The organism is Saccharopolyspora sp. NPDC002376 (genome assembly GCF_053593195.1).
The window spans coordinates 19,943-36,170 of sequence record NZ_JBSFBZ010000068.1; the positions used below are offsets into that span (position 1 = coordinate 19,943).

Annotated in this window: 15 protein-coding genes; all 15 read left to right on the forward strand. The window is 67.7% G+C overall.

Annotation, left to right across the window (positions count from 1 at the left end; all coding sequences use genetic code 11):
- The first annotated feature begins 350 nt into the window (after positions 1–350).
- The 15 genes from ACWCO2_RS31885 to ACWCO2_RS31955 all read left to right on the forward strand — a co-directional run bounded on the left by ACWCO2_RS31885 (position 351) and on the right by ACWCO2_RS31955 (position 15,988).
- Positions 351–686: a hypothetical protein gene (locus ACWCO2_RS31885; protein ID WP_450131498.1), complete on the forward strand. Its 336-nt coding sequence runs from the start codon at positions 351–353 to the stop codon at positions 684–686.
- A gap of 492 nt (positions 687–1,178) precedes the next feature.
- Positions 1,179–1,418 (forward strand): cupin domain-containing protein, encoded by a 240-nt coding sequence (locus ACWCO2_RS31890; protein WP_450131499.1) that lies wholly within the window; start codon positions 1,179–1,181, stop codon positions 1,416–1,418.
- Positions 1,419–1,591: 173 nt separating this feature from the next.
- Positions 1,592–2,371 carry a LamB/YcsF family protein gene (locus ACWCO2_RS31895; RefSeq protein ID WP_450131500.1) on the forward strand — a complete coding sequence of 260 codons (780 nt, stop codon included), beginning with the start codon at positions 1,592–1,594 and terminating at the stop codon, positions 2,369–2,371.
- Positions 2,372–2,379: 8 nt separating this feature from the next.
- A complete protein-coding gene (locus tag ACWCO2_RS31900) occupies positions 2,380–2,994 on the forward strand; it encodes a 5-oxoprolinase subunit B family protein (RefSeq protein WP_450131501.1) in 615 nt (204 codons plus the stop codon).
- Complete coding sequence (locus ACWCO2_RS31905) at positions 2,991–3,884, forward strand: 5-oxoprolinase subunit C family protein (protein ID WP_450131502.1); 894 nt, start codon at positions 2,991–2,993, stop codon at positions 3,882–3,884. The genes ACWCO2_RS31900 and ACWCO2_RS31905 overlap by 4 nt, the downstream gene beginning before the upstream one ends.
- Positions 3,885–3,953: 69 nt before the next feature.
- Positions 3,954–4,649 (forward strand): GntR family transcriptional regulator, encoded by a 696-nt coding sequence (locus ACWCO2_RS31910; RefSeq protein WP_450131503.1) that lies wholly within the window; start codon positions 3,954–3,956, stop codon positions 4,647–4,649.
- A 719-nt stretch (positions 4,650–5,368) separates the two neighbouring features.
- Positions 5,369–6,154: an SDR family oxidoreductase gene (locus ACWCO2_RS31915; RefSeq protein WP_450131504.1), complete on the forward strand. Its 786-nt coding sequence runs from the start codon at positions 5,369–5,371 to the stop codon at positions 6,152–6,154.
- A 41-nt stretch (positions 6,155–6,195) separates the two neighbouring features.
- Positions 6,196–7,839, forward strand: coding sequence for a thiamine pyrophosphate-binding protein (locus ACWCO2_RS31920; RefSeq protein ID WP_450131505.1), 1,644 nt, complete (start codon positions 6,196–6,198; stop codon positions 7,837–7,839).
- A 28-nt stretch (positions 7,840–7,867) separates the two neighbouring features.
- The gene (locus tag ACWCO2_RS31925) at positions 7,868–8,206 is read left to right on the forward strand and encodes a cupin domain-containing protein (protein ID WP_450131506.1); all 339 of its coding nucleotides are present in this window, start codon (positions 7,868–7,870) and stop codon (positions 8,204–8,206) included.
- On the forward strand, positions 8,203–9,351 hold the full coding sequence (locus ACWCO2_RS31930; RefSeq protein ID WP_450131507.1) for a diaminopropionate ammonia-lyase: 1,149 nt from the start codon (positions 8,203–8,205) through the stop codon (positions 9,349–9,351). Before ACWCO2_RS31925 ends, ACWCO2_RS31930 begins: the two co-directional genes overlap by 4 nt.
- Entirely contained in the window at positions 9,348–10,793 is a 1,446-nt protein-coding gene (locus ACWCO2_RS31935) for an aldehyde dehydrogenase family protein (RefSeq protein WP_450131508.1), read from the forward strand. Before ACWCO2_RS31930 ends, ACWCO2_RS31935 begins: the two co-directional genes overlap by 4 nt.
- Positions 10,794–10,816: 23 nt before the next feature.
- Complete coding sequence (locus ACWCO2_RS31940) at positions 10,817–11,668, forward strand: FAD binding domain-containing protein (RefSeq protein ID WP_450131509.1); 852 nt, start codon at positions 10,817–10,819, stop codon at positions 11,666–11,668.
- Positions 11,665–12,141, forward strand: a complete 477-nt coding sequence (locus tag ACWCO2_RS31945; RefSeq protein ID WP_450131510.1) for a (2Fe-2S)-binding protein — start codon at positions 11,665–11,667, stop codon at positions 12,139–12,141. Before ACWCO2_RS31940 ends, ACWCO2_RS31945 begins: the two co-directional genes overlap by 4 nt.
- Positions 12,134–14,518, forward strand: a complete 2,385-nt coding sequence (locus ACWCO2_RS31950) for a xanthine dehydrogenase family protein molybdopterin-binding subunit (RefSeq protein ID WP_450131511.1) — start codon at positions 12,134–12,136, stop codon at positions 14,516–14,518. Before ACWCO2_RS31945 ends, ACWCO2_RS31950 begins: the two co-directional genes overlap by 8 nt.
- A gap of 144 nt (positions 14,519–14,662) precedes the next feature.
- Positions 14,663–15,988: an MFS transporter gene (locus tag ACWCO2_RS31955; protein ID WP_450131512.1), complete on the forward strand. Its 1,326-nt coding sequence runs from the start codon at positions 14,663–14,665 to the stop codon at positions 15,986–15,988.
- The last annotated feature ends 240 nt before the right edge of the window (positions 15,989–16,228 follow it).

Consider the following 16,228-nt stretch of genomic DNA (forward strand, 5'->3'; position numbering starts at 1 on the left):
TCCGGCCGAGGCTGGTTCATTGACCTCGCGGTCGATTTCCGTGGCCAGAACGGCCCGGCACGCGCCGGACTCAGCGGCCTTCAGCTCACCGGACCCGCCGACCACAACAACGTACCCCCGTTCCCGGGACGTTCTCCCCAGGCAAGGACGACCGCCTGCCGGGTCTGGTCTTCCTCACTTCCTCCACGATCACAAACCCAGAGCGGAAATTCGCCGGCCCCGGCACGAACCCGGCCAAGCTGTTCAACCTCACCGGCCTCACCGACCGTGCTGACGACCGGACCGAGGTCTGGGACACCTGGATCGTCGACGATGCCATCGCGGACAAGGGTGTTGACACCACACCGACCGTGTCCGTCGTCGACGATCTCGACCAGAACGGCGTCTACGACGATGCACCGGACATTGTTGCGGAGTTCAACCACGACGGTCGCATCGATGCCAAGGACCTGGAAATCCTCGGCGTCGCATCGAATATCGAACAGGTTCGCTCCCACATCAACGCAAACCCGATCATGTTTTGCTGGGTGAGTTGTCGATCTTCGTTGCTGGGCCGCTCGAAACGGTCTACAGTTTCTCTCCTTTGCAGAATCGACGACATCGCCGCCTACGAGGTCCGGCGCCGCCTCGCCATGCTCGCCAACCGCCCGCCGCAGTCGCTGTCTCGATGCGACTGCCTGTACTGACGAACCGTATTTCGTAGTTGAAGGCGTTGAACAGCATGGGGACACGGTGCTGCGCGCGAGCCCCGGGAGGGTTTCCGGGCTAACCTCCGTTGGCTAGGCTGCGGTCTCCTTGTGCCCTCGGGCTCCGCAGCAAACGGTGGCCGAGGGAGCCTCTGCTCGGTACCTCCATCGCGTCACCTGGAAGCAACCTCCAACAGGTGCCGAGTTGATGGACTCCTTTACTTCGCTGAGTGCGCTGGGAAGCGACCTCGAAGAATGAGCTTGAGCATGCCGCTGCTGGGGGTCAAGGGGGCGTGGGTTCGAATCCCGCCGTCCCGACGGTCTGAGGAGCCCGTTGATCAGCACGTAAGTGCAGGTCAACGGGCTTTTTTGTATGCCGGTGTGGATTTTGAGTGATCGTTTGCTGATGTCCGAGCAGAAGGAGCTCTCGCTCGCCAACGGGATCACCTGGCGCCGGCTGGCCGACGAGGGCACGCCCGGCGTGGACTTCATGTGCATCGAGCAGGACCCGGCGGGCCCGGACGACGAGCTCGATCAGCTCGTCCGGCATCCTGGTCGGAGTTCATCTTCGTGCAGCGCGGCCGGGTCATCGTGGAGGTCGGGTTCGAGACGTACGAGCTCAACGCCGGTGATGCCCTGAACTTCCCCGGCATCTCCCCGCACCGGGTCGCCGCGCAGGGCGGCGAGCGCGCCGAGATCCTCTGCGTGATCCTGCGCGACCGCCACGGATGATCTGATGGTCGGGGCCTTCACGGAATCGCTTTAGCGCGTTGGGTAATTGACGATCAGCGCGGGGTGCCCTAGCGTCATACGGGCAACATGTTACTAGGATTTTGAGTGTCTTTCCTTGTTGGCGCGGGCACGCCGTTGTCCCGTCCGTCCTTCCTATGAGGAGGCCCGAAAAGATGAGCGAGCAGAGCGCCACGGCGCCGAAGATTTCGCTGACCACTGACGTCGGTGAGGGGTTCGGCCTGTGGGTCATCGCCGATGACGAGGCGCTGCTGAACGTGGTGACGAGTGCAAACGTGGCGTGCGGCTTCCACGCTGGGGACCCCGACATCATGCGCCGCACGTGCGAGGTCTCCGCCCGCAACGGGGTGGCCATCGGCGCCCAGGTCAGCTATCGCGACTTCCCCGGATTCGGTCGTCGCTACGTCGCCGTCGAGCGGGAGACCCTGGTCAACGACCTGCTCTACCAGATGGGTGCGTTGGAGGGCTTCGCCCGCGCTGCCGGGACGGAGGTGTCCTACATCCGGGCGCACGGTGCCCTCTACAACGTCGCGGCCAAGGACACCGAACACGCCGCGGCGATCGTCGCGGCCACCCGGCTGTTCAACCCGGACCTCCCGCTGCTGTGCCAGGTGGGCACCGAGACGTGGCGGCTGGCGGAGGAGGCCGGTATCGCGACCGTCGCCGAGGCATTCGTCGATCGCGCCTACACCTCCGAAGGGCTGTTGGTGCCGCGGACGCAACCCAACGCGATGGTCACCGACCCGCAGGCTGCCGCGGAACGGGCTGTACGGATGGTCTTCGACCGCAAGATCACCTCGCTGGACGGGGCGACCATCCCGATCACGGCTCAGGCGCTGCTCGTGCACTCGGACACGCCTGGCTCAGTGGAGATCGCCCGGGCCACGCGGGAGGCGCTCGAAGCGGCGGGAGCTGACCTCGTCCCGCTGTCGTGAGCGGTTCGATGCGGGTGCTGAGGTGCGCCGATTCGGGTTTGCTGGTCGAACTCGACGACCTCGACGCGGTGTCGCAGCTCTATGACGCGCTCGTCGGCCAGCTGCCGGACGGCGTGATCGACGTGGTGCCAGCCGCGCGAACCTTGTTGTTGCGGCTGGATCCCGTGCGCGTGGACGTGGATGAGGTGGAGCAGGCGGTTCGGGCGGCCCGTCCGGTGGCGGGCCGTCGCCGGGATGGCGGCCTGCTTCGGGTGCCGGTCATCTACGACGGGGCGGACCTCGCAGACATCGCGGACCGGACCGGTCTCACGGTCCGGGGCGTGATCGAGGCGCACACCGCGACCGAGTGGACGGTGGCCTTCGGCGGCTTCGCCCCGGGGTTCGGCTACCTCGTCGGCGGTGACGGCCGGTTGCAGGTACCGCGCAACGCCGAGTCGCGGACGAAGGTCCCGGCCGGCGCGGTCGGGCTCGCCGGACTGTTCACCGGTGTCTATCCCCGTGAATCGCCAGGCGGGTGGCGGTTGCTGGGGCACACCGAGAAGCAGATGTGGAACATCGATCGGGATCCGCCCGCCTTGCTGCGGCCCGGCGTGCGGGTGCGGTTCGAGGAGGTCGACCCATGAACAGCGGAAGGTCGGCCGGGCTGGTGGTCGTCGACCCCGGCACGTTCACCACGGTGCAGGACCTCGGTCGGCCGGGGCTGGCCGGGATCGGCGTCGGAATCTCCGGCGCGGCGGACCGGGGGTCGCTCCGGCTCGCGAACCGCCTGGTCGGCAACGACGAGGGAGCCGCGGGCCTGGAGGTCACGTTCGGCGGGCTTTCCTTTCAGGCGCAGCGAAATCTCACCGTCGCGGTGACCGGAGCGCCCTGCGCGATCACTTTGGACGATCGCGGTGCGGGCATGAATGCGGTGCTGCGTATGGGGCCCGGCGCGGTGTTGCGGATGGGCGTCGCCGAACGGGGCCTGCGCAGCTATCTCGCGGTGCGCGGTGGCATCGACGTTGCGCCGGTGCTGGGTTCGCGATCCACTGATGTCCTCGCTGGACTCGGGCCGCCGCCGCTGTGCGCCGGGACCGAGCTTCCGGTCGGGCATGCGCAGAATCCCTTTCCCAGCGTTGACGTCGCGCCGGTCGCGCCGATTCCGGACAGCGACCTCGTGCTCACGGTCGCCGCTGGTCCCCGGGACGACTGGTTCGACGAAAGCGCGCTGGAACTGCTGCTGCGAGAACCCTTCGAGGTCACTGCGGACAGCAACCGCATCGGAATGCGGCTAGCGGGACCGGAAATGCGGCGGGTCCGTACCGAGGAGCTGCCCAGTGAAGGCACCGTGCTGGGGGCGATCCAGTGCCCGCCGCATGGGCGGCCGACGCTGTTCCTGGCAGATCACCCGGTGACCGGCGGTTATCCGGTGATCGCCGTCGTGCTGGCGAAGGACGTCGACCGGGCTGCGCAGGCCCGGCCCGGGCAGCGGATCCGCTTTCGGCTGCGCGCCCCGGAGCCACGATCCCCCTGACTAGGAGCGGGGTGGGAGAACCGGTATATTAGTCGTAATACCAGTTGGACAATACTAGCAAGAGGAAGTATGGGAACGGCTGGGAAGTCGAAGGATCAGCGCGCCAAGGTGGACGGGCGCAAGACCCGCAGCAGCCGGGGCGAATCGCTGGTCGAGCACGTGCGCCGCCTGATCCTCGAGGACATCATCCAGGTGAAGGTGCGCCCGGGAACGCTGCTGCAGCTGACCGAGCTGGCGGAACGGTACGGGGTGTCGCGAACTCCCGTCCGCGAGGCGCTCGGGCTGCTCGAACGACAGGGCCTGGTCACTGCGATCGCATTCAAGGGCTACCTGGTCAAGGGCATCGAACCCGGCGACGTGCACGACGTCTACATGGTGCGCAAGGTCATCGAGAGCGCCGCCGCCGAGCTCGCCGCCAAGCGGATCTCTCCCGAGCAGCTGGAGCACCTCCGGGAAGCGCGCCCGGCTCAGCTGGAGAAGATGAGCCTCGAGTACGACGACTACGCGCACGACTTCCACCGGGAGATCGTCGTGGCCTCGGGCAGCGCCCGCCTGCTCTCGATCTTCGAGGACGTCTACAACGACGTGCGCCGGATCCAGTACGCAGGAGTCGGCAACCCCCGGCCGGACCTCATCCACGAGGAGCACCTGGCGATCGTTGAAGCGCTCGCCGAGGGAGATCCGGCGAAAGCACGTTCCCTCATGGAGCAGCACATCGACTCGATCCGCGTCCGGGCCCTGGAAGACTGGCTCGAAGAGCGCTGACGTCGGAGCCGGTCGCGTGGGGCAGCGGGTTTCGCTGCTTCGGTGAGTCGACCAGGTCCGACGCGACGGGGTCGAAACGACGTCGAGTTCCAGCTGTGCGGGATCTTCCGCTGCATTCGCATGCGGAGGAGTTGCAGAAAGCGGGCATGACCGCGGAGCTTCCGACAGCGCGGTCCAAAACTGCGGTATCGGGGTCGTGAGTGGTAAACCGGGTTCTAACCCGGTTTACCACTCACGACCACCAGTGCTGCCGCTCGGTCGGTTTCGTGTGGAACCGGCGGTTCGCAGGCGTGGTGGGTGGCGGTTTCGCGCGAAACCGCCACCCCGATCCACGTGGGACGAATCCAGTCCTGGCGTCCTGCAAGGGCCCTGAAGCTTCGACTGTGACAGGTGGCCCGTGTTGTTCTGGAGGGCGTCGTTGGCCTGGCCGATTCGGACATCTCTTCCAGCGTGCGGCGGTCCAATTGGCTGGCTTGCCAAGCTTGGTTGTCGAGTGAACCCTGAGTTGTCCCGGTGACGTCGCGTTGCTTGCGATCGCTTGCTTCCAGCGTGGTCCGGTAGCCGCTGTTCGGTGAGCGGCGGGGTTTGGCGATCGCTTGGACTGGTCCACTTTGGAGCGGTGAGGACCGTTGGGTCGTCGGGGAATACCTCTTGTTCGGCTGGGTGGGCACAGCTAAGATGCAAGTAACATATTGCGCTGATGCAATCTGGGAGCGACCGTGGATCTTGGCGTTCAGGGCAAGGCGGCCATCGTGACCGCGGCGAGCAGGGGGCTAGGCCGCGCCTGCGCGGAAACCCTTGCCGCGGAAGGAATGCACGTGCTGGCCGCGGCCCGTGATAGTGCGGCTCTGGGCAAGCTGGTCGGTGAGATCGAAGAAGCCGGCGGCACCGCATCCAGCGTCGCCTGCGACATCGGCGATCCAACGGTTCCGCAGGAACTGGTCGACCGGGCCCTTCAGTTGTGGGGGAGAGTCGACGCGCTGGTCGTCAGCACTCCCGGGCCGCCGTCGATGCGGTGCGATGAGGTCACCGACGACCAGTGGCACCAGGCGTTCGAGATGAACTGCCTGGTACCGGTTCGGCTGACCCGGGCGGTGCTCCCGGCGATGCGCGCCGCCGGTGGTGGCCGGATCGTTTACGTGGGCACCATCGGAGTTCGCACCGCGCAACCCGAAATGGTGTTGTCCAACGCCACCAGGCTCGCGCTCATGGGCTACGCCAAGACCCTCTCGGTCGAGGTCGCCGTGGACAACATCTTGATCAACACAGTGGCGCCTGGTCCACTTGCGACGGAGCGAATGGACGCGCTGGCCAAGCAAACCGCGTGCAGGAGCGGAATTTCCAAGGAAGCGGCATTGCAGCGCTGGGTCGACGAGGTGCCGATGGCGAAGATGGGCCGACCGGAAGACCTGGCCAATCTCGTCGCCCTGCTGGTGTCTGATTCCTGCGGCTACACCACCGGCGCGGTGCTGCCGGTCGACGGCGGGAAGGCGTCCGCGTACTGATCATCGTCGTTGTGCGGACCTCGTGAGGAGACGAAAACGGCATGGCAGACAGTGTTACTGGTGGTCAACTCCTGGTTCAAGCGCTACGGCGCCGGGACGTGGACCGGATCTTCTCCGTGTCCGGCGGACCGATCAACGCGGTGTACGACGCGTGCGCAAGCGGCGCGCCGCAACTGCACCACGTGCGGCACGAAGCCGCGGCGGGTTTCATGGCCGAGGCGAGCTATCGCGTGCGCCGGCAGCCCGGGGTCGCAGTCGTGACGCTCGGGCCGGGTGTCACCAACACGGTCACGCCCTGCGTGTCCGCGTCGCTCGCCGGGGTGCCGATGCTGGTCGTCGGCGGGCGGGCGCCCAGAGCCGTGGCCGACAAGGGCGCCGGGATGTCCACCGACACCCTGTCGATCATGCGGGGCGCGACGAAGTGGGCGGTTGAGATCCGCGACATCGAGCGGATTCCGGAATATGTGGGCGAAGCGTGGCGTCGAATGACCGCGCCTACGCCCGGGCCGGTGTACCTGGAGATCGGCGTCGACGTGCTCGACGCGCGGATCGACGAGATCGAAGCGGAGCGGTTGCTCCGCCAGTACCAGCCAGGGGCGTCGATCAGCTCGACGGCAGGCAGCCTCGATGACGTCACGAACGCGCTCGCGGACTCCTCGCGCACCCTCGTGCTGGTCGGGGACGACTGCTATCGCACGTCCGACGGGGAAGCGGTGTCCGGCTTTCTCGACCAGTGCGGTGGGGTTTTCGCGCCGCTGCGGATGGCGCGCGGTCTGGTGCCGGAGTCCGATCCCCGGTGCATCGGACCGGGATACGTGCCCTGCAACCCGGTCCTCAGCCGAGCGCTCAAGGAAGCTGATGTGGTGGTTCTGCTGGGCCACCACTGGGAATTCGACTTGGAGTTCGGTGCCGGGATCGGTGCTGGCACCACGGTGATCCAGGTCGATCCCGATGCTAGCCGACTGGGCCGCAACGGGCGCGTCGACCTGGCCGTGGTGGCAACCGCGGATGCTTTCCTCGACGGCATCGAAACCAAGCCCGCACAACCGGATTCCGCGTGGGCGACCGGGTTGCGGGAGGAATGGACGGCGCATCGCCGACGCACCTCGGAACAGGCCTCGGCCAGCGAGGGGCTGCACCCGGTGACGCTCGTCGAATCCGTCGCCGCCGCGGTCCCGGCTGGCACGACTTTCGTGACCTCCCACGGCAACATTGATTTCTGGGCCGACGAAACCCTGGAGATCGACGGTGCGGGCTCGTACCTGCGCTCCGGGCAGAGCGGCACGCTGGGCGCCGAGGTCCCCTACGGCGTCTCCGCCGCGCTCATCAACCGAACTCCGGCCGTCGTCTTCGTCGGTGACGGCGGAATCGGCTACGCGGTCGCTGAACTCGACACCGCCGCCCGCTACGACGCACCGGTGCTCGTCGTCGTCGCCGATGACGAGCAGTGGAGCGCGATCGCCCTGCCGCAGCATCGGGCTTTCGGCGGCTCGGTCGAGCTGGGACTTCCGGCGCGGGATTGGGCCCAGGTGGCCGAAGGGCTCGGGGCGCAGGCCCGCAGCGCGCGGACCCCGGAGGAAATCCGCGCCGCGGTGCGCGATCTGACGAGCACCAGGCGACCAGCGCTGCTGCACGTACCGATCCGCGCGGTGGAAAGCCCGTACATGAAGCACATCTCGCGCTGACGACCACTCCGCACAGAGAGGCAACACCATGCACGTCTTCCGTGCCGAGCACGCTTCCCGAGTCGAACCGCCCGGCCACTACGGTGGCCTCGCGGTCAGCGACGTCGTCCCGATCGACGTCGGCGCGAACTTCACCACGCAACTGTCCTACTGCCCGCCCGGCGGCGGCGGGCACAGCCACCACCACGCCGAGGACGCGCAGGTCTTCGTCGTGATCAAGGGCGAGCTGACCTTCGACACCGGCACCGAGAAGTTCACCCTGCACGAGCAGGAAGCCGTGATGTTCGCGCCGTTCGAGGACCACGCGACGCACAACTACAGCGACAGCGAGTCGGTGTCGGTCGTCATCACGGTGCGGCAGCCATGACGATGTGGTACCTGCAGGACGCCAGCAGCTACCAGGGCGGGCGGGCCGTCCCGACCAGGTCGTTCCACCGGCGCCTGCTGGGATACGCCCCGAGTCCGCTGGTGCGCGCGGACGGCATCGCCCGGGAGCTCGGGCTGGGCGAGGTGTGGGTGAAGGACGAGTCGAACCGCATGGGTCTGCCGTCGTTCAAGATCCTCGGCGCGTCCTGGGCGACCTACCGGGCGTTGCAGGAGGTCGGGGGGTTCGGGGACGACGAGTGGTCTGACGTCGCCGAACTCGGGGCCCTGGTGGCCCGCACGAGCAAGGTGCGGCGCCTCGCCGCTGCGACCGACGGCAACCACGGCCGGGCAGTCGCCCACATCGCGCGCCTGCTCGGCCTGGAGGCGTCGATCTACGTGCCCGCTGACATGGTGCAGGCGCGCATCGACGCGATCGCCTCCGAAGGAGCGTCCGTTGAGGTCGTCGACGGGGGTTACGGCGACACCGTGCTGCGCTCGGCGGAGCAGGCGGACCAGGACTGCTTGATCATCTCCGACACGTCGTGGCCCGGTTACGAGGACGTGCCCAGCGCGGTCATCGACGGGTACTCGACGATCTTCGACGAGGTCTACGAGCAGCTGGGCGAGGCCGGTGGCACCGCGCCGTCGACCATGGTGGTCCAGGCCGGGGTGGGGGCGCTGGCCGCCGCGTCGGTGCGCAACTGCCGGGACCGGTGGGGCGCGCGCATGGTGGCGGTGGAACCGCTGGCGGCGGCGTGCAACCTGGAATCCGCCCGTGCCGGTGAGCTGGTCAGCATTCCCGGCCCGCACGATTCGATCATGGCCGGGCTGAACTGCGACACTCCGTCGCTGGTCGCGTGGCCGGACGTGTCGACGGGGATTGACGCCTTCGTCGCGGTGGACGACGAGAGCGCGCGGCAAGCGATGCGCTCGTTGGCCGGTGCCGGAGTCGTCGCGGGCGAGACCGGCGCTGCCGGCCTGGCCGGTTTGCGCGAGTTGTGCGTCGGAGCAGCGTCTTCGTGTCGCGAAGAACTCGAACTCGGCCTGGATTCCTCCGTGCTGATCATCTCGACCGAAGGGGCCACCGACCCCGAGGCGTACGCGCGGATCGTTTCCGGCGCGCAGGACGGAGGTTCGGAGAAATGACGGTCCAGCACTTCCCACTGATCATCGACGGCGAGCGGCTGCACGCAGGTGCGGGCGGCACGGCGGAGTCGCTCGACCCGGCCACTGGGCGACCGTCCGCCACCTTCGCGGTCGCGGGCGTCGAAGACGCCGATGCGGCCGTCGAGGCGGCGCGCAGCAGCTTCGCGTTGGGCAAGTGGCGGGGCCTGCGCCCGTACCAGCGCGGCCAGGTCATGCACGCCATCGCCGACGGCCTGCTGCGGCGCCGCGAGGAGCTGGCGCGACTCATCACCGCGGACAGCGGCAAGCCGCTGCGCGACGCGTTCTGGGAGGTCGACTGCTCCGCCCGGTTCTTCGAGTTCTATGGCGGGTATTGCGACAAGATCCACGGCTCGCAGATCCCGCTGGGCACCGGCTGGATGGACTGGACGCTTCGCGAACCGATCGGCGTCAGCGCGCACATCGTGCCGTGGAACTACCAGCTGCAGGTCGCGGTGCGCGGCATCGCCCCGGCGCTGGCCGCGGGATGCAGCGTGGTGGCCAAGCCGAGCATGGAAACCCCTGGTGCGCTGGCGATTCTCGCCGACATCGCCGAAGCGGCCGGTCTGCCGACCGGGGTGCTCAACATCGTGACCGGACCTGGTTCGTCGGTGGGGGACCGGTTGGCCCGCCACCGCGCCGTCGACCAGCTCACCTTCACCGGCTCGGTTCCCGCGGGCATCAAGGTGATGCAGGCGGCCGCGACCCACACGATCCCGACGACGATGGAACTCGGCGGCAAGAGCCCGCAGCTGGTCTTCGCCGATGCCGACCTCGACCGCACCATTCCGCTGCTGGTGTCGGGCATGTACACCCACGCAGGTCAGGTGTGTAATGCGGGAACCCGCCTGCTCGTTCACGAGTCGATTCACGACCAGGTGGTCGAGCTGCTGCACAAGCGGATCGCGGGCATGTCTCTCGGCCACGGGCTGACCGACCCCGATCTGGGGCCGGTGGTGAGCGCGGCGCAGCGGGACACCATCGAGGAGTTCGTCGCGATCGCCGAGTCCGAAGGAACCGTGCTGGCCGGGGCGGAATTGCCCGCCGACGATGACCTGAGCGACGGCTACTTCGTCCGCCCGCGGCTGGTCGTCGGGGTGGACAACACCGCGCGGATCGCCCAGGAGGAAGTGTTCGGGCCGGTCTTCACCGCCATTCCGTTCGAGTCCACGGAGGACGCCATCCGGATCGCCAACGACAGCGACTTCGGCCTGGTGGCAGGGGTGTTCACCTCGGATCTGTCCACCTCGATGGTGTGCTCCGAGCAACTGCGGGCCGGGCAGATCTGGGTCAACTCGTTCGGCGCCGGCCTGGATGTGGAGTTCCCGTTCGGCGGGTACAAGCGCTCCGGGTTTGGCCGGGAGAAGGGCCTAGAGGCGATTTCAGCTTACCTGCAGGTCAAGAACGTCTGCGTGGGGTTCTAGATGCGGAGTCTCGGAGGGCGCTCGTGAAGCCACCACCGCTGGAGTACGAGCGGGCCGAAGATCTCGGTCACGCGCTGGAACTGCTCGCCGAGCACGGCGATGAGGCCAAGCCGATCTCAGGTGGCCAAAGCCTGATCCCGCTGCTGAACCTGCGCATGGCCCGTCCCGCGCTCCTGGTCGACATCAACGATCTACCGCTCGACGACATCGCGGTGGACGGCACCACCGTGACGACGGGCGCGTTGGTCCGGCACCGCAGGCTGTGCGTTGATCCGGTGCTGCGACGGGCGAACCCGCTGCTGACGGAAGCGGCGACGTTCATCGGGCACGCCGCGATCCGCAACCGGGGCACGGTCGGCGGCAGCATCGCGCACGCGGATACTGCTGCCGAACTACCGCTGGTGGCGTTGGCGTGCGACGCCGAAATGCTGCTGCAGTCCGGTGACGGGTCGCGGGTCGTCCCGGTGGGCGAGTTCTTCCACGGCCCGTACATGACCGCGTGCGAACCGCACGAACTGGTGGTGGGCATCAGGTGGAGCACCGTGGAGTCCGGAACGAAGTGGGGATTCGCCGAGATCGCCGAGCGTTCCGGGGACTTCGCCATGGCGGCCTGCGCGATCACGCTCCGGGCGGGACAGGCGAGGGTCGCGGTGTGCGGAGTGCCCGGTTCTCCCACGCGATTGGCCGAGGTGGAAGCGGCATTGCCGGACGTCGGTCTCGCCGAGCTGCGGGACGTCATCCGCTCCGCCGTGGCGGCGCGGATGGCCGACAGCGATCTCGGCGCGTCGTCGGCCACACACCGGTCGAAGCTGGTCGAGGAAATGGTTGTGCGGGCCGCCCGGCAGGCCCTGGAGCGGAGCGGAGGCGCGGCATGAAGATCACCTTGTCCGTCAACGGTGCGGAGCACGTGGTCGACGTCGAACCCCGACGCTTGCTGTCCGACGTGCTCCGGCAGGAGCTCGGCAAGTACGGCGTGCACCTCGGCTGCGAGCACGGCGTGTGCGGCGCCTGCACGGTGCTGCTCGACGGCAGCCCGGTCCGCTCCTGCCTCATGTTCGCCGCGATGGCCAGCGGGCACGAAGTGACCACTGTGGAGGGTCTTGGCACTGCGGACAAGCCGCACCCGGTGCAGGAGGCGTTCTCCGAAGAGCATGGCCTGCAATGCGGGTTCTGCACCCCCGGGTTCGTGGTGACGGTCAGCGAGCTGGCCGAGCGGTCGGCGGACCTGAGCGACGACGAACTGCGCGAGGAGCTGTCCGGGAACGTGTGCCGGTGCACCGGATACGTCAACATCGTCCGGGCGGCCAGGTGCGCGCAACGCAGGGTCGAGGAGGAGCGCCGTGCTTGAGCCCACGGAAGGACCTCGGAGCCTGATCGGTGCCCGGGTCCGCCGCGTCGAGGACGCGAAGTACACCACGGGAACCGGCCGCTACCTGGACGACCTGGTGGTGCCCGGCATGCTGCACCTGCGGTTCGTCCGCAGCAACGTCGCGCACGGCCGGTTGACCAACGTCCAGCTGGGGGAGTGGGAGCCCGCCCCGGAGGGCACGGTCCTGGTGACCGGGGAGGACTGCCCCGACCTGGCCGTGACGGCGGACGTTCCCGTCGAATCGTGGCAGCACTCGACCCAGCCGCCGCTGGCCGTGGACCGGGTCCGCTTCGTCGGCGAACCGGTCGCGGCGGTCCTGCACCCCGACCCGTACGTGGTGGAGGACGCCGCCGAACTCGTCGAAGTGGAGATCGACGAGCTGCCGCCGGTGCTCGACCTCGCCGCGGCGCTCGAAGGCGAAACCGGCCCGCTGCACGAGGCTTGGAGCGGGAACCTCTTCGTCAGGCGCCGCCGGACGTTCGGCGACCTCGCCGCGGCCAAGGCCCGAGCGAGCCGCGTGGTGCGCCGGGTGTTCCGCAACAACCGGCAGGCCGGTGTCCCGCTGGAGAACCGGGGTTGTTTGGCGGTGCCCGAGCCCGATGGTTCGGGGGTGACCTTGTGGTCGTCCACCCAGATGCCGCACCTGGTGCGCACGGTCGTCGCCGAACGTCTCGGCATGCCGGAGAGCGCGGTGCGGGTCGTCGCGCCGGACGTCGGCGGCGGGTTCGGCGTCAAGGGCCACGTGTTCCCGGACGAGGTGCTGGTGTGCTGGCTGGCCCTGCACCTCGGGCGACCGGTCAAGTGGGTCGAAGACCGCAGCGAGCACCTGATGGCGAGCATCCACGCCAGGGACCACCTGCACCTGGTGGAGGCGCACGTCGACGACACCGGCAAGGTGCACGGGATCCGCCTTCAGGCCATTGTGGACGCTGGCGCGTACTCAGTGTACCCGTGGACCGCCGGCAGCGATTCCGGCATGGTGGGCAAGGTTTTCCCCGGTCCCTACGACCTCCAGGACTACGAGGTCGAGGACATGGCGGTGGCCACCAACAAGTGCCCGCTCGGCACGTATCGGGGCGTCGGTCGGCCGTCCGCGGTGTTCACCATGGAACGGATCATGGACGAGATCGCGGTAGAGCTCGGCCTCGATCCGGTGGACGTGCGCCGCCGCAACGTGATCACGGAGTTCCCGTACACGACGGCGACCGGCCTGGTCTACGACCCCGGTTCCTACCGGGAAACGCTGGACCTGGTGGCCAAGGAACTCGACAGCCCGATGTCCACTTCGGACGATATAGCCGTGGGGCGCGGATTCGCGCTGTACAACGAGCAGACCGCGCACGGAGCCCTCGACTTCGCGTTGCGGCAGACCCCGATCGAGTCGGGCTACCAGTCCACGACGCTGCGGGTCGGGGCCGACGGCGGGGTGCTGGTCTTCACCGGAATGCAGTCCCACGGCCAGGGCTTGGAGACGACCCTGGCGCAGGTCGCGGCGACCGAGCTGGGCGTGCCGCTGAACCAGGTCCGCGTCATCCACGGTGACACCGCGAACAGCCCTTATGCGATGGGAACCTGGGGCAGCCGCGGAGCGGCGCTGGGCGGGGCGTCAGCGGGGCGAGCCGCCCGGGTGGTGCGCCAGAAGGTCCTCGACATCGCTGGGCACCTGCTCGAATGCGACGTCGGAGACCTCGAGATCGTCGACGGAGTGGTGCGGGTAATCGGCAGCCCGGCTTCGCAGCTGTCCCTCGGTCAGGTCGCCTACGCGTCCTTGCGCAAGATCCACGATCTACCAGCGGGAATGGAACCGGGGCTGGAAGCCACGGTGTACCTCGACGGTCCGCCGCGGGGCACCTTCTCCAACGCCTGCCACGGCGCCGAGGTCGAGGTGGATCGCCGGACCGGCCGGGTGCGGGTCTGCCGCTACGTGGTCGCCGAGGACTGCGGCACGATGATCAACCCGATGGTGGTGGACGGGCAGGTGCACGGCGGCGTTGCCCAGGGCATCGGCTCGGCGCTGCTCGAAGAGGTCGTCTACGACTCCGAGGGCCAACCGCTGACCGGGACCTTCGCCGACTACCTGATGCCGACCACGACCGATGTGCCCGACATCGAGGTCAACCACCTGAGCACCCCGTCGCCGTGGACGGAGCACGGGATGAAGGGGATGGGCGAGGCCGGGGCGATCGGCCCGATGGCCGCGATCGCCAACGCGGTGGCCGATGCGCTGAAGGTGTCGGTGTGGGAGACCCCGCTGCGGATGGAGCGAGTCGGCGCGCTGCTGGACGGTGCTACTCCGGCAGGTCTGTGGGAGCGGTGGAGTTCGATCCCGGAGCTGCGCCCGTTTTGGTCGTCATGAGAGCTGGCGTTGGAGTGATCGCGCCGAACGTGCGCTAGCACGCACGAGAAGGCCGACCGTTCTGGATCAAACAGCCCACCAGCCGGTCTGCGGCAGGTGCGGCCCTGCATGGAAGGGAACGGTATGGAAACGGGTCAGACAACCATGACGGCCGAGGCCAAGCGAAGTCTCCGCCGAGCAATCATCTCCGGTTTCACCGGCACCACGATCGAGTGGTACGACTTCGTGGCCTTCGGGACGATCGCCGTGCTGGCTTTCGACAAGCTCTTCTTCCCGGCCGCCACCCCCTTGGCTTCGCTGCTGGCTTCGCTGGCGACATTCGCCGTGGGATTCGTCGCCCGACCCCTCGGCGGCATCTTCTTCGGCTACTTGGGCGACCGCGTGGGGCGCCGGGTCGTGCTCGTCGTGACCATGATGATCATGGGTTCGAGCACGTTGCTGATCGGTTTGCTCCCCACGTACGAATCTGTCGGGATCGCCGCGCCCATCATGCTGGTGGTCCTGCGCATCATCCAGGGCTTCTCGCTGGGCGGTGAGTGGGGCGGCGTCGCCACCATGCTGATCGAGCACGCGCCGCACAACCGAAGAGCACGGGTGGGCAGCTGGGCCCAGATCGGTGGTGTCTTCGGCCCGATGCTGGGCACCTTGTCGGTCACCCTCGTCACGGTGTCGCTGTCGCACGAACAGCTTTTGGCCGGCGGCTGGCGTATCCCGTTCCTGTTCAGTGTAGTGCTCATCGTGGTCTCGATGTACGTGCGACGGAAGGTCGAGGAGAGCCCGGCCTTCACCAAGTTGAAGGAAGAGGGCCGGGCGGCCAAGACGCCGGTCCGCGACGCGATCAAGAACCACCCGAAGCAGATCTTCGCGGTCTTCGCCATGGCCAGCGGAAACACGGTGATCTTCTACACCTGCATCACGTTCTCCATCGCCTTCCTGACCAAGCAGGTTGGCATGGACGGCGGCCAAACCCTGATCGTGAACCTCGTCTTCCTGGGCAGCGCCTCCATCTCGGTGCTGGCGATCGGCCCACTGGCCGACAAAATCGGCCGCCGCACGATCATGCTGAGCGGAGCGATCGGCGCAGCGGTCATGGCCTTCCCCCTGTTCTGGCTCTACGGAACGGGAAACATGCCCGTAGTCGTGCTCACGGCCGCGGTAATGGGCTTCATCGAAGGTGGGCTCCTCTACAGCGTCCAACCGGCCTACTTCGGTGAACTGTTCCCAACGAAATCCCGCCTGACCGGCCTAAACCTGGGCTACCAAGCCTCAACCCTGGCGGTCGGCTCCACGGCCCCGATCCTGGGAGTCCTGATGCTGGACTGGGCCAACAACTCCCCGTGGATCTTCAGCCTCTACCTGGTCGGAATCCAAGCCCTAACAGCCTTCGGAACCCTCCTAGCCGGAGAAACCCTCAACCGAGAAGCCCCCGAACCAGCCCCCATGAACACCTCAAAACTGGAAGCAAGGTAACCCCCTGGGGACTGTCCCACGAGCGGTGTTTCCGGCCCGACGCGCCGGACGAAGTCCGGCGGGATGGGCACTGTGAGTGATGACATCGGATGCTGTGAGTCCACTTAGGAATGGGAAGCGGGCGGGGCAGCATGCCTCCCCGGAACAGGCTGCGGTGGCGGAGATGGTGGCCCAGGCCCGGGAACAGGGTCTGGCCCTGACCGGGCCGGACGGGCTGCTGAAATTGTTTACCAAGAATGT

What these genes read in the sequence shown, in the direction of transcription:
- ACWCO2_RS31935 (WP_450131508.1), top strand. Translation starts at nt 9,348, where the DNA reads ATGACGGTCCAGCACTTCCCACTGATCATCGACGGCGAGCGGCTGCAC.
- ACWCO2_RS31955 (WP_450131512.1), top strand. Translation starts at nt 14,663, where the DNA reads ATGACGGCCGAGGCCAAGCGAAGTCTCCGCCGAGCAATCATCTCCGGT.
- ACWCO2_RS31930 (WP_450131507.1), top strand. Translation starts at nt 8,203, where the DNA reads ATGACGATGTGGTACCTGCAGGACGCCAGCAGCTACCAGGGCGGGCGG.
- ACWCO2_RS31900 (WP_450131501.1), top strand. Translation starts at nt 2,380, where the DNA reads ATGCGGGTGCTGAGGTGCGCCGATTCGGGTTTGCTGGTCGAACTCGAC.
- ACWCO2_RS31920 (WP_450131505.1), top strand. Translation starts at nt 6,196, where the DNA reads ATGGCAGACAGTGTTACTGGTGGTCAACTCCTGGTTCAAGCGCTACGG.
- ACWCO2_RS31905 (WP_450131502.1), top strand. Translation starts at nt 2,991, where the DNA reads ATGAACAGCGGAAGGTCGGCCGGGCTGGTGGTCGTCGACCCCGGCACG.
- ACWCO2_RS31925 (WP_450131506.1), top strand. Translation starts at nt 7,868, where the DNA reads ATGCACGTCTTCCGTGCCGAGCACGCTTCCCGAGTCGAACCGCCCGGC.
- ACWCO2_RS31910 (WP_450131503.1), top strand. Translation starts at nt 3,954, where the DNA reads ATGGGAACGGCTGGGAAGTCGAAGGATCAGCGCGCCAAGGTGGACGGG.
- ACWCO2_RS31945 (WP_450131510.1), top strand. Translation starts at nt 11,665, where the DNA reads ATGAAGATCACCTTGTCCGTCAACGGTGCGGAGCACGTGGTCGACGTC.
- ACWCO2_RS31895 (WP_450131500.1), top strand. Translation starts at nt 1,592, where the DNA reads ATGAGCGAGCAGAGCGCCACGGCGCCGAAGATTTCGCTGACCACTGAC.